The 13,699-nt window shown below is 42.8% G+C and carries 9 protein-coding genes; 3 read left to right on the top strand and 6 right to left on the bottom strand.

The genetic code is table 11. The features are described 5' to 3' along the window. Positions 1-2: 2 nt before the first annotated feature. From V7K97_RS10585 to V7K97_RS10570, 4 genes are all read right to left on the bottom strand, one after another. A complete protein-coding gene (locus V7K97_RS10585; RefSeq protein ID WP_334800871.1) occupies positions 3-590 on the bottom strand; it encodes a hypothetical protein in 588 nt (195 codons plus the stop codon). 37 nt (positions 591-627) lie between these two features. Next, positions 628-2,190 carry an extracellular solute-binding protein gene (locus V7K97_RS10580; RefSeq protein WP_334800870.1) on the bottom strand — a complete coding sequence of 521 codons (1,563 nt, stop codon included), beginning with the start codon at positions 2,188-2,190 and terminating at the stop codon, positions 628-630. 80 nt (positions 2,191-2,270) lie between these two features. Beyond that, complete coding sequence (locus V7K97_RS10575; protein WP_334800869.1) at positions 2,271-3,836, bottom strand: ABC transporter substrate-binding protein; 1,566 nt, start codon at positions 3,834-3,836, stop codon at positions 2,271-2,273. Positions 3,837-3,916: 80 nt separating this feature from the next. After that, positions 3,917-5,620, bottom strand: a complete 1,704-nt coding sequence (locus V7K97_RS10570; protein WP_334800868.1) for an ABC transporter substrate-binding protein — start codon at positions 5,618-5,620, stop codon at positions 3,917-3,919. Between the two features lie 1,061 nt (positions 5,621-6,681). Between V7K97_RS10570 and V7K97_RS10565 the strand changes: the two genes are divergently transcribed. The 3 genes from V7K97_RS10565 (at position 6,682) to V7K97_RS10555 (ending at position 9,529) form a co-directional block, all read left to right on the top strand. Continuing rightward, entirely contained in the window at positions 6,682-7,767 is a 1,086-nt protein-coding gene (locus V7K97_RS10565) for an ABC transporter substrate-binding protein (RefSeq protein WP_334800867.1), read from the top strand. Between the two features lie 88 nt (positions 7,768-7,855). Continuing rightward, a complete protein-coding gene (locus tag V7K97_RS10560; protein ID WP_334800887.1) occupies positions 7,856-8,749 on the top strand; it encodes an ABC transporter permease in 894 nt (297 codons plus the stop codon). 54 nt (positions 8,750-8,803) lie between these two features. Then, entirely contained in the window at positions 8,804-9,529 is a 726-nt protein-coding gene (locus V7K97_RS10555; protein WP_334800866.1) for a Uma2 family endonuclease, read from the top strand. A 565-nt stretch (positions 9,530-10,094) separates the two neighbouring features. Here the strand turns inward: V7K97_RS10555 and V7K97_RS10550 are convergent. Then, positions 10,095-11,690, bottom strand: a complete 1,596-nt coding sequence (locus V7K97_RS10550; RefSeq protein ID WP_334800864.1) for a DHA2 family efflux MFS transporter permease subunit — start codon at positions 11,688-11,690, stop codon at positions 10,095-10,097. Between the two features lie 266 nt (positions 11,691-11,956). Beyond that, on the bottom strand, positions 11,957-13,207 hold the full coding sequence (locus V7K97_RS10545; RefSeq protein ID WP_334800862.1) for an MFS transporter: 1,251 nt from the start codon (positions 13,205-13,207) through the stop codon (positions 11,957-11,959). Positions 13,208-13,699 lie beyond the last annotated feature (492 nt).

Raw genomic sequence — 13,699 nt, 5'->3', positions numbered from 1 at the left:
CCTCATTGGGTTAGCCCAAGGCTGGCGCGGTAAGCGGCGCGTTGAGACTTATGTCCCACTTTATTGGTAATCTGCTCCCATCTCTGTTCAATCTGCTGCATTGCTTCCTCTTTTGTAATTTTGTCCACTAAGAAATCCGCTCGAATAGCATCAAGGGTTTCGATATATTGTTGATTCTGGGGAATTATCAGATCCAAAACCATATTGGAACTATTCAGGCTGACACCGATCGCCCCTAAGTAGTTATTGGCAGCTTCAAACGACATCCCTGATTTAATCCAAGGATCGAAATTTTTAAAGTGCGAAATGCGGTAGGGATTCGCCCCCGTTTCGCCAAGAGTAACATCAATACTGGACTGAGCAGGCTGACTCATGTAAGAGAGAAATGCGTAGGCAGCATCCTTTACTTTTGGTGGTGATTTTGCTGCCACCACACCCACCCAGCCCCCGTTGGCAGCGTAGGGCGCGTGATTGACACCCTCGATGGCGTAAGGACAGGTAAACTTATCGCAGGCGACCAGTTTGTTGGTCTTGCGATCGAGCACTTGAGTCGTCCCCGGTGTAATTGAAGCCCCCACTTTATCTGTCACCTTAGACACCGCCTTATCAATAGCGAGGGGGCCAATATCACCCCAGACCAAGGCTAGACCGATAAGCGGACTTTTGAGACTCGCGCCCCACTGTGTTAGTAATCTGCTCCCATTTCTGTTCAATCTGCTGCATTGCTTTCTCTCTGGTAAGTTTGTTTACTAAGAAATCAGATACAACGGCATCGAGGACTTCAAATTGATATTGCTGATTATGGGGAATGCTCAAATTCAAAACTATGTTGGGGCTGTTCAGGCTGACCCCGATCGCTGCGAGATAGTTGTTGGCAGCTTCAGAGGACATCCCAGATTTAATCCACGGATCTGAGTTTTCAAATTGAGACATTCGGTAGGGATTGAAGCCTGTTGCGCCAATCGTCACATCCACACTGGATTGAGCCGATTGACTCATGTAAGAGAGATACGCATAGGCGGCATCCTTCACTTTTGCTGTTGCCTTGGCATTAATCACGCCAGTCCAACCGACATTGGCAGCGTAGGGGGCGTGATTGACACCACCAATGGCATAAGGACAGGTAAATTTATCGCAGGCGACCAATTTGTTGGTCTGGCGATCGAGGACTTGAGTCGTACCTGGAGTGACGACAGCACCCACTTTATCCATCACTTTAGACACAGACAAATCAATAGCTAGTGGCCCAACGTCGCCCCAATCAATGGTGAGGGCGCACCTGCCAGTGATAAATAATTCTCTAGCTTTAGAACCACCCAGATTTTGATCCTGGGGAACCCCATAATCCATCGTTTGTTTGTAAATATCCAATGCTTTGGCAAAAGCTGGATTGTTTACTAGGGGTTTCATGGTGTCTATGTCAAAAAATGCCCCTTGTGTTGTTCCCTGAGATTGCAAAAAAGGAGTGGCAATGGAGATTAACATACTTGTGCTATTCTCATGGGCACGCTTGGAAATACAAGAGCCATAGTCTGGTTTACCGTCGCCATTTAGGTCTTTGCCGTGAAACCGTTTAGCGATCGCCAAATACTGTTCCCACGTTTCTGGAGGCGTTAAACCAGCTTCCTTTAACAGATCTGTGCGGTAATAAACCATGTGGAAATCGCCATCCAAGGGAATACTGTAGATGTGCCCTTTATAAGTCGCGCTGACATTCCGAAAAATCGGAGCGATATCTTCCCACCGCAAGGCAGCATCAGTCTTCACTCGTGCAGTCAAATCTTCCAGATAGCCAGCATTGATAAAGTCGATCAGCCATTGAGGTAAGATAACTGCCATATCGTACTTTGAATTCTGACCAGACCAGTTGTTTTGTAATATGGTGTAGAGATTTTTAAAGGGAACACCCGTTAGATTGACCTTCGCTCCAGTCAAGGCTTCAAACTCAGCAATATGTCGTTTAGTCCCCGTATAAATGGCTTCATCATGGGTAATGGCATTAATCGTCACACCGTCAAACCGTTGTGCAGTCGGGTTGCTCTGGGTGGTTTGAGGAGATGAAGCTGTTTGAGAATTGGGTGGGGAGAAACTGCAACCTGGAACCCCTAAACTCAACCAGATAGCAGCGAGGAAAATTAGATAATATCGAGTTCGCTGCCACTGAGAGCGAAAGTTTTGCCAATTAAACATTTTATAATTCCTTCCCTCTGGCAATTAAAAGCCAAATCTTGACCATTTACAGATTTATTATTCCCAGATATATTAATTTTTTATGGGTTTAGGCCAAGACTGGCGCGGTAAGCTGTGCGTTGAGACTCACGCCCAACCTCATTGGTAATCTGTTCCCAGCCTTTTTCAATCCGTTGTATTGCTTCTTCGCGGGTTATCTTGTCGGTTAAGAAATCAATCATAACTGACCCCAGCACATCTGTCTGATAGCGGTGATTTTGGGGAATGCGTAAGTCCAAAACCATATTCGGACTGTTCAGGCTAACACCAATCCCACCCAAGTATTTGTTAGCAGCGCCCGATGTCATACCCGCCTTGATCCAGGCTTCCTGGTTTTTAAATTGAGAAATGCGATAAGGATTGAGACCTGTTCCCCCAATAGTGACATCAATATTTGATTGTGCTGGTTGACTGATAAAGGAGAGAAACGAGTATGCTGCATCTTTCACCTTGAACTTGGCTTTGGCATTAACAATGCCAACCCACCCGCCACTGGCAGCATAAGGAGCATGATTGACTCCTTGAATGCCATAAGGACAGGTAAACTTATCACAGGCGACTAACTTGCCAGTATTGCGATCAAGGATTTGGGTTGTGCCTGGGGTAATGGTCGCACCAACTTTGTCAATAACCTTAGAGGTAGCTGGATTAATTGCCATAGTGCCAATGTCACCCCAACTAATTGCTAGCGCACATCGCCCTCTAATAAATAATTGTGTTGCAAGGTTGCTTAGGCTTGTGGTTTGGGCAGATCCATAATCTCTTTCTTGTTTGGAAATTTCCAATGCTCTAGCAAAGGCTTGATTGTTAACCAAAGGTTTCATCGTGTCTGGGTCAAAAAATGTCCCTTGGGCAGTTCCCTGACTCTGAAGAAAAGGACTGACTATTGACCAAAACAACCAAGCCGCATTCATCGGATCAAAAGTTCTGTCAATGCAAGATCCATAGTCAGGCTGACCATCACCATTGAGGTCTTGTCCGTGAAATCGCTTGGCTAGCGCTAGATACTCTTCCCAAGTATTGGGCGGTTCTAATTTTGCCTGTTCCAGGAGGTCTTTACGAAAGTAAGCCATGTGAAAGTCTCCATCCAGAGGCATTGCGTAGATTTGTCCTTGGTAAGTAGCACTAAAGTTTTGGAAGAAGGGCGCAACATCTTGCCATTGCAGGGCGGTATCAGTCTGGACACGCTGTGTCAGGTTTTCCAGATAGCCCGTCTTGGCAAAATCTGTCATCCACTGAGAAACGAAAAACGCCCCATCATACTTGGAAGCACTACCCGACCAATCTTTCCAGAGAGTGTCGTACAAATTGTTATACGGCACAGCAATCAGATTAACTTTTGCACCAGTTTGCGCTTCAAACTCAGAGATATGGTGCTTAAATGCTGTGATGTTTCCAGTTTGACTAAGAAAGTTAATTGTGATGCCGTCAAAACGTTGTGGGGTTGAGCTTGCAGTTTTTGTCGGCTGAGATGATGAAGAGATTTGAGAATTGCGTGGGGAAAAACTACAACCTGGAACCCCTAAACTCAACCAGAGGACAGCCAGGAAAATTAGACAATAGCGAACTCGCTGCAACAGAGAGCGAAAGTTTTGCCAATTAAACATTTGATAATTCCTTCCCTCTGGCAATTAAAAGCCAAATCTTAACGATTTACAGATTTATTATTCCCAGATATATTAATTTTTTATGGGTTTAGGCCAAGGCTGGCGCGGTAAGCGGCGCGTTGAGACTCACGCCCCACTTTGTTGGTAATCTGCTCCCATCTCTGTTCAATCTGTTGCATTGCTTCCTCTTTGGTAATTTTGTTGGCTAAGAAATCTGCTCGAATCGCATCTAGTGCTTCGATATATTGCTGATTGCGGGGAATTTTCAAATCCAAGACCATATTGGAACTATTTAGACTCACACCGATCGCTCCTAAATAGCTGTTGGCAGCTTCCGGTGACATCCCAGCTTTAATCCAGGGGTCTAGTTTCTCAAATTGAGAAACTCGGTAAGGGTTGAACCCCGTTTCGCCCAGGGTGACATCAATATTTGACTGCGCCTGTTGCCCCATATAAGACAAAAAGGAGTATGCGGCATCTTTCAACTTTGGGGTTGTCTTTGCTGCAATGACACCCACCCATCCCCCATAAGCGGCATAGGGCGCGTGATTGACTCTTCCAATGGCGTAAGGACAGCTAAACTTGTCGCAAGCAACCAGCTTACCCGTTTGGCGATCGAGTACTTGAGTTGTGCCGGGAGTGATAAAGGCTCCCACTTTGTTAATCACTTTCGATGTGGCAGGAGCGATCGCCAGCGTACCCACATCCCCCCAGTCAAGAGTCAGGGCACACCTGCCGCCGAGAAATAATTCTCTTGCTTTGGACTGACTCAGGTTTTGATCGTCGGGAACTCCATAATCCATTGTTTTTTTGTATATCTGTAGTGCCCTGGCAAATCCTGGATTGTTCACTAAGGGTTTCATCGTCTCCGGGTCAAAAAATATCCCTTGTGCAGTTCCCTGAGATTGCAAAAAGGGAGTGATAAATGAACCCAATATCGATGCACTAAATTCTTTGGGACGTTTTTCAATACAAGAGCCATAGTCTGGTGTACCGTCGCCATTCAGGTCTTGGCCGTGAAACTTTTTAGCGATCGCCAGATACTCATCCCACGTTCCTGGAGGCGTTAACCCCGCTTCCTTTAACAAATCCGTGCGGTAATAAATCATATGAAAGTCGCCATCTAAGGGAATAGCGTAGGTGCGTCCCTTGTAAGTGGCACTGAAATTCCGAAAGAGGGGAGCAATATCTGACCATTCCAAAGCAGCATCAGACTTCGTGCGATCGCTTAAATCTTCCAAAGAGCCAGCATTAATAAAGTCGATCAGCCACTGAGGTAAAACAAGTGCCATATCGTACTTTGAATTATTACCAGACCAGCTCGTTTGCAGCGTGTCATACAAATCTTTAAAGGGAACAGTCGTCAGATTGACCTTCGCTCCAGTTAGGGCTTCAAACCCAGCAATATGTCGCAAAGTCGCCACTTTTTGCGCTCCATCATGGGTAATGACATTAATCGTCATACCGTCAAAGCGTTGTGCAGTCGGCTTTATCTGGACTGGATCAGGAGATGAAGCTGTTTGAGAATTGGGTAGAGAGAAACTGCAACCTGGAATCCCTAAGCTCAACCAGAGGGCAGCTAGGAAAATCAGATAATATCGAACTCGCTGACTTTTCACGTTATATGAGGCCCACGAAAAACCTAACCCCCTAATCCCCTTCCCAATGCGGGAAGGAAGAAAATTCAAAGTCTCTGTGCTTTTAGGAGAGAGGTTTTCCAGATCCCGTGAAAAGTCAGATCGAACTCGCTGCCATTGGGAGCGAAAGTTTTGCCAATTAGACATTTGGATAATTCTCCTTAGAGGGTGTTTGAAAAGTAGTTGGCTGTATCTTTGCACTTATTGATCTCCCCTACCCCCCCTTTTTAAGGGCTTGTCATTACCAACATCTCCTGAAACCCTTACATGGCAATAATTGCAGAGCATCGCTTAATGGTTGTAAACGAATTATGTGTTCTCATTAAATTTGTATATTGAGAATAGTCTACGAGGAAATCAGGGTTCTAGAACGTCACTTTTTATGAGGTGCTGATTTTTGAAAAAATGTTGGTAATGACAAGCTTTTTAAGGGGGGAACCGGAGTCAAAGTCCCCCAATTTATCGGGGGATTTAGGGGGATCTGAAACGTTTTGCTACCGAGATGACGACTTTTCAAACATCCTCTTACAGTTATCCAAAACTACTGTCACAGTTTTAACTGGTAAGGTAAGGAGAAACCCTGTTATTTTTACTAGTACAGAAGTGCAGTTGAGCTTGCCAGACTGGGTTTCCTTGATAATTTGACTAGCTAATTTTTATAAGGGAAATGCCGAAACCCCTTAAGGAACAGCAACGTACTTGCGTTAGCTGATAGCTGTAAATTAGGGAGCATCCCAATGAGAGCTTAAATCTTTTCCCTCACCCCTGTCGCACTTTGGGAGAGGGGAGACATAATTCTAGTTCCCCGAATCCCAAAGATGGAAGAAGGGGTTAGGTGATGAGGGCTATAGCGTTTCTCAATCTAGTGAGGTACATCTTAAGCCCCCTCTCGAAGAGCGGGGAGGGGGTTGGGGGGTGGGGTTCTTGTACCTCACAAGGGCCGAGAACCGCTATATCAAGGTTTTTGCACATTTGGGATGCTCCAGTAAATTATTAAGAGTTGCACAGGTAGATACGCTTAAGTTAATCTTTAAACTAGCTATAGTAATCCTGAATCAAACGCGCAGAAACAAGATCCCCGACTTCTTAGAGAAGTCGGGGATCTGCGGGTTGCACAAATCAAATCGGATTGCTATATCAACACTCCAATTAAAGCCATATCTAGAATCAATCGGCAACAACACAGAAGATGATTGACTATTAAATTAATGACTAACAGACGCGAATTTTTAAAAGGGGTGGCAGCACTTTCTAGCTTATCTTTAGCTGGTTGTGGCTGGAGGCTGGCTGAAGTACGTGCTAATTCTAATACAAATGGTCAACGTCAAGAACTTTATGTCTTTACCTGGACACAATATACTGACAACCAATTACTGAAAACTTTTAGTAGCCAAACTGGCATGAAAGTGCTAGCGGATGTCTATGATTCCAATGATGTCATGCTGGCTAAATTGCAAGCTGGAGGGGGTGGCACTTACAGCATCATCAACCCATCTGATTATATGGTGCAGAAGATGGTAGACAAAGATTTGTTAGCAGAAATAAATCACGAGCGCTTAATCGGACTAGAAAATTTATTTCCCAGGTTTCAGAATCCTAGTTATGACCGCAATAACCGCTACAGTATACCTTTTAACTGGGGGACGACAGGTTTACTTTACAATTCCGAAAAAGTTAAAGATGCACCACAAGACTGGGATTATCTTTGGCAAAACCAAGACCAACTTAATCAGCGAATGACTTTGCTTAATGATGTTCGAGAAGTGATGGGTGCAACTTTACGAATGTTAGGTTATTCTTACAATTCAAAAAATGAACAAGAAATCAAACAAGCTTATGAAAAGTTGAAGGTGCTAAAACCTGCGATCGCACGTTTTGACACCGACGCTTGGCAAAATCAAATTCTGGCAGGAGATTTAATACTGGCAATGTGTTATTCAGCAGATGCAGTCAAAATCTCTCAAGAAAACCCTAAACTCAAATATGTGATTCCTCGCAGTGGTTCTTCATTATGGACAGACACTATTGTAATTCCCAAAACAGCCCCCAACCAGGCTGGAGCCTATGCTTGGATTAACATGATTTTGCAACCAGAAATAGCAGCCCAAATCAGTCAACGCCTAAATATTTCTACCCCCAATAGCGCCGGATTTGAGCAATTGCCAAAAAGAATACAAAACAACGTTAATCTGTTTCCGCCAGAGTCACTTTTAAAAAATTGTGAGCGTGTTACTCCTGTAGGAGATTTTGAAGATGTTTACGATCGTTATTGGACTCAATTAACTAGCAGTTAAATAAAAGAGTTAGGAGAGACGCGATTAATCGCGTCTGTACTTTGGAGAGACACGATTAATGGTGTCTGTACGTTAGGAGTTAGGAGTGATTAATTTGGAAAATAATGATATTTCTAAAATAGAAGAATTGCATCGCCCACGAGTAAATTGGCTCCAACCCTTGGTATTACTTGCACCATCTGGGATTTGGTTATTACTTTTGTTGGTGCTGCCAACTTTGATAATTTTCGAGTTAAGTTTAGTTGCAGACATTCGACCAGGAGATTTGGTCAATCCCAACGGATTCAAAAACTACATCCGAATATTTGACCCCCTTTATGTACAAGTAATTGTGCGATCGCTATTTTTTGCCTTTGGTACCACCATCATTTGTTTAATTTTGGGCTTCCCTGTGGCCTATTGGATTGCTCAGATAGCACCGCAGCGTTGGCGAAATTTGCTGGTGTTAGGCTTTGTCTTACCTTTGTGGACTTCCTCGTTACTTCGCTCTTATGCTTGGATTACAATTCTTCGTCCGACTGGTTTATTTAACAGTTTACTCAGCAATTTAGGCTTACCTACTTTGGAATTACTTAACCAGAGTCAAGCTGTATTTATTGGCATGAGTTACAGCTTATTACCCTACATGGTTTTGATTTTATATGCTTCTCTCGAAAAGCTAGACAAGCGGTTATTAGAAGCAGCAGCTGATTTAGGTGCAAATCCTATGGAAACTTTTTACAAAGTAACTGTACCGCAAATTTTTCCGGGAATTGCAGCTGCTTCCATGCTTGTATTCATCACAGGTTTGGGGGATTTTGTCGATCCAGAATTACTTGGTGGTGCTTCTAGTATGACGGCGGCGCGGTTAATTTATAACCAGTTTCTTGGAGCAACCCAAAATTGGGGATTTGGTTCAGCCTTGAGTATGACGTTAATTTTGCTTGTTAGTATTGCGATCGCGCTTTTAATTAAGTTTGGTGAAGCTCCACCCAAACGTTAAACTTTTCGCCACCCATTTATAATAAGGGTATCAAAGGCCAGCGAGACAACGGTTATGCTCTCACCTGATCTCAAAAATGCGTTACCAACTACTGACGAACTTCCTTGTTCAGACGATACACCAGTGGATAACGAAGACCAAAACTTTTTGCCCAACATTTTACTTTTCTTGCTCAACTCCATTTGGGCAAATCGTATGGATTGGTACTTCGGAGTAGATATGGGAGTGTATCACACCACAGGAGTAAATCCCAGAGTAGCTGTAGTGCCAGATGCTTTTTTAAGTGTGGGAGTAGAACGGAAAAAGGGTGGTAAATCACGCAAAAGTTACGCTGTTTGGGAAGAAAATGGGATAGTTCCAATATTCACGTTAGAAATGGTATCCCACACCCCAGGAGGTGAATATGACGAGAAGATAGATATATATAGAAAACTCAGTGTATTGTACTACGTAATTTATAACCCGGAGTTTTGGCGACGCGACCAACATCAACCCTTTGAAGTCTATAAGTTGATCGATGGAAACTACCAACTACAAATAGGTGAACCCTATTTGATGCCAGAGGTGGGGTTAGGTATTGGGCGACACCAAGCTGTAATTGCTGGTATACAACAGGAATTTTTATGTTGGTACGATGAGCAAGGAAATCGGTATTTGACAGATGGAGAACAGGCACAACAGGAGCGATCGCGGGCTGAACAAGAACGGCAAAGGGCTGAACAGTTAGCACAGTATTTACGTTCTCTAGGTGTAGATCCAAATAATCTACCTGGTAATTAAGCAGGACTTCTTCCAATACGGTTCGGTTAAGGCAAGAGACGCGATAAATCGCCGTCTTTACAATAATCAGTCCTTTGTAGAGACGGCGATTTATCGCGTCTTTGCTTTGCGATTAGCGGCGTGTCATCAAAAAACCTTATCCAAACCGTATTGGGACTTCTTCGACTTATACATTTCTTTGTGAGGCTGCGCCAAACCCTTTTAACTTCTTTCTTTCTTTGTGTCCAACTCTTAGAGGATGTTTGAAAAGTTTTTTTGGTAACATCTAAGCCTCAAAAACCTAACCCCCCAGCCCCCCTTCCCTACAAGGGAATGGGGGTTTCAAAGCCTCTCGACCTTTCGGGGAGAGGAATGGAAGCGGGGTTTTGAGTATACTTTACAACTTTTCAAACAACCTCTTACGAGACGCTGCGCGAATGCGGTTCGTTTTTCTTTCTTGTACTTAAATATGGTTTAGCGCATCTTCATACAGAATTGGTATTACAGGCAGTTCAAATAGTACTCACTTAATGACCATTTTAGGACTTTAATAGTTTTGTCAAACATTACAACCCACATCATAAATCTAATGAGCGACAGCACCAGCAGTTGGCTTCACCTTTTTTAAGAATAAAATTGCAATCCCACTGAGTAATAATGCAATGCCAATAAAGTAGAAACAATCGTTAAAAGCCATTACAAATGCTTCCCGACGGACGACGTTAGATATAGATGCGATCGCTTGATTTTGGGCTGTACTCAAATCGGCTCCCCGACTGATAAAATACTGTGTCATCTGGTCAATTCGCTGTTGAGTTTCTGGGTTATATAAAGATACTCCATCACCCAATCTATTGGAGTGAAATTGCTCTCTGTTACTTAATATAGTTGCTAAAGATGCAATTCCTAGAGAACCGCCCAGATTCCGCATCATATTAAATAAACCACTTGCTGAACCTGCTTCTTTTTGACTCAACCCAGCAGTGGCAATAGAACTAAGCGGCACCATAATTAAAGGTTGTCCCATTGCCCGCACAAATTGCGACCAGCGTAACTGCTCTAATCCAGTTTGATTAGTCATTCCAGAGTTCATAAATGCACTGATGGAAAACAAAGTCACACCCACAGCTACCATTAACCGCACATCAATGCGTTGCATCAATTTGGGTATGAGGGGAATAATAAACAGTTGGGGAATACCAGCCCAAATTAAGACTTCACCAATTTGCAACGCATTGTATTGTTGAATTTGGGCAAGATACAGAGGTAAAATATAAATTGAACCATATAATCCTACTCCCAGCGATACATTGACAATACTCGCTAAACCAAAGTTGCGCCGAAACACCAGCCGTAAATTAATAAATGGTTGTTTACGAGTTAATTCAATATAGAAAAATATCGCCAAAAAAATTGCCGCAATGACACTTAAGCGCACAATTAACGCTGAACCAAACCAATCTTTACGGCTACCTTCTTCTAAAACAACTTGCAGGGAACCTAAACCAATAGCCATTGCAATAATTCCCCACCAGTCACCTTGTTTCAATAAATTAATCTGGGGTTTTTCTTGCTTAATTCCGTACCAAACGCCAGCTAGCATTAATGCCCCTGGAATTACATTTATATAAAAGTTGTATTCCCAACCAAAATTTTCTGTTAACCAACCTCCTAATGTCGGGCCAATTGATGGTGCAAAAACTGCACTAAAACCAAATGCAGCCAGACCAACTGATTGCTTAGATTGAGGTAAAGTTGTTAATACAACTGTCATAGCAGTGGGAATTAATACTCCTCCACTAAAACCTTGTAATACCCGAAAGAAAATCATGGAATTTAGATCCCACGACCAAGCACAGCAGATAGAAAAGAAAATAAATAGTGCAGTATTCACTAACAGATAACGTCGTAGTGAAAATACCCGTGATAACCATCCGGTTAGAGGAATTACCACAATTTCTGCTACGAGATACGCTGTAGAAATCCAAGAACCTTCTTCTAGAGTTGCTCCTAAACTTGCTTGAATATCTTGCAGCGAAGCATTAGTTATTTGAATATCTAATACTGCCATAAATGCACCAAGCATGCTGGCTAATACACCAATCCAGATTTTTAGCGGTACACGTTCTGGTGGTATAGCAGGATTTTGCCCTTGCTGACGAATTACACCTGTATTAGTCATAGTGTTCTTCCTGTTTCAAAGTTAAGTAGCAAAAAATCTATTATTAAATCTTCTCTTGCTCTCTGCGCGGCGAAATTACAATATGATTATTAGAAAAACCCTATTATAAAGGTTCTCGCTTAAGTACAATACTGCTTTTACCTCTCTCCTGGGAGGATAGAGCCTTTGAATCTTGCCCCCCTTCCCTTGTAGGGAAGGGGTTGGGGGTTAGGTCTGTATTATACTCAACTGACAACTGGTATAACATAAATCTAATCTTAAACTTCCTAAGTCGTAACAATACCCTTTTGCTCATAAATTGGACGCATTATTTTCCTTAAAGCAGGTAACTGTCTGCTAAAAATGAGCGACCCTAAAATACAAACTATCCCATCAATTATTAAAGTGTTCGTCGCACCAATATGACTTGCTAATAAACCTCCTAATAAATTACCAATGGGAATCATCCCCAAAAATGACATTGTATATAAGCTCATCAACCGCCCACGTTTGTCTTCTTCAACAATTGTTTGTAAAAAGGTGTTGCTAGCAGCAATTTGAAGAATTGTTCCTAAGCCAACAAATAACATTGTGAATAAAGAAAGCGGTAAAAATCTAGACAAAGAAAAGGCAATTAGACCAATTCCTAAAATGGCTGGAGCCAAGGCAATCAATTTACCAATTCCCATGATTGTTTGGCGCGTAGCTAGATAAATACCACCAGTTAAAGCTCCAACTCCAGATGCCGCCATCAAAAACCCCAGAGTTTCTGCACCACCTTTGAGAACTTGTTCGGCAATAACTGGTACAAGAATAGTGTTTTGCAGTCCCATAAGACTGACTAAAGCTGATAGTAATAAGATGGATCGAATAGGTGGGAAGCTAAAGGCATATACAAATCCCTCTTTGACTTTTTGCAAGGGATTACCGACAGTTACTACATTTTTCCAAGGTTTAACTTCCATCGCCAATAAAGCGGCGATGACAGCTATGTAGCTCAAACCATCAATTAAAAAACAATAGCCAGTTCCAACGCCAGCAATTAATAAACCCCCGATCGCAGGGCCAATTAATCGCGCACCGTTGAACATCGTTGAATTGATCGCGATCGCATTGGCTAAATCTTCTCTACGCTCAACCAATTCTGGCACAAAAGCTTGGCGGGCTGGCGCATCTAAGGCGTTAATAAATCCTTGCAACAAACTCAAGACGATGATGTGCCATACCTGAATTACACCAGTTAGCGCGAGTGCTGCTAATGTTAACGATTGAATCATCGCCAAGACTTGCGTAGCAATTAAGGTATGATACCGAGAAAAGCGATCTACAAAGACTCCGCCAAAGGGAGCTAAAAAAAAGCTCGGAATTTGACTCGAAAATCCCACAATTCCTAGCATTAACGGGGAATTTGTTAAGTCATAAACTAGCCAAATCGTGGCAAGTTGTGTCATCCACGTCCCAATTAGGGAAATACCTTGTCCAGCAAAAAACAGACGGTAGTTTTTTGATCTTAATGCGGGTAGTAGCGGTTTTTTCATCTATGGCTTGCTTTATACCAATCTGCTCTGATAAATATCATCTCACTTCATCTCTATACGCCTCTCTATAGATGTAGAAACAGATCACAGCTAGAAAGAGGTTTTTCATCTGTTTGCAGCTAATTTGGGAAGATCCCCCTAAATCCCCCTTAAAAAGGGGGACTTTAAGAAGTTTTGCCCCCCTTTTTAAGGCAGGGCTGTTTCATTCGATCTCTTAGAGATTTTGTCAATAGTATAAGTCAGAAATTTGCTTGATTTGGTCATTGAAAAGATACCACTTCAACGAGTAAATTTCAGTGCAAACGCGATTTTCTTGCCCAATCAGGTTTTTTATTCACCTGAATTTTCTGCTTGAAGCGCTTGTAAATCAGAGCCTTTTAGGGAATGAAACAGCCCTGCCTTTTTAAGGGGGGTTGGGGGGATCAAAAGCCTGGGGACAACTTGAGAATATTTGTGTGTACACCGTAGCCCGAAGAGTGGGGAGGGGTTTTT

Source organism: Nostoc sp. (genome assembly GCF_036917815.1).
Taxonomy (GTDB): Bacteria; Cyanobacteriota; Cyanobacteriia; order Cyanobacteriales; family Nostocaceae; genus Nostoc.
The sequence above is the reverse complement of the archived record's forward strand: the minus strand, read 5'-3'. Positions and strand labels throughout refer to the sequence as shown.

What these genes read in the sequence shown, in the direction of transcription:
- V7K97_RS10555 (WP_334800866.1), top strand. Translation starts at nt 8,804, where the DNA reads ATGCTCTCACCTGATCTCAAAAATGCGTTACCAACTACTGACGAACTT.
- V7K97_RS10570 (WP_334800868.1), bottom strand. Translation starts at nt 5,620, where the DNA reads ATGTCTAATTGGCAAAACTTTCGCTCCCAATGGCAGCGAGTTCGATCT.
- V7K97_RS10550 (WP_334800864.1), bottom strand. Translation starts at nt 11,690, where the DNA reads ATGACTAATACAGGTGTAATTCGTCAGCAAGGGCAAAATCCTGCTATA.
- V7K97_RS10565 (WP_334800867.1), top strand. Translation starts at nt 6,682, where the DNA reads ATGACTAACAGACGCGAATTTTTAAAAGGGGTGGCAGCACTTTCTAGC.
- V7K97_RS10545 (WP_334800862.1), bottom strand. Translation starts at nt 13,207, where the DNA reads ATGAAAAAACCGCTACTACCCGCATTAAGATCAAAAAACTACCGTCTG.
- V7K97_RS10575 (WP_334800869.1), bottom strand. Translation starts at nt 3,836, where the DNA reads ATGTTTAATTGGCAAAACTTTCGCTCTCTGTTGCAGCGAGTTCGCTAT.
- V7K97_RS10580 (WP_334800870.1), bottom strand. Translation starts at nt 2,190, where the DNA reads ATGTTTAATTGGCAAAACTTTCGCTCTCAGTGGCAGCGAACTCGATAT.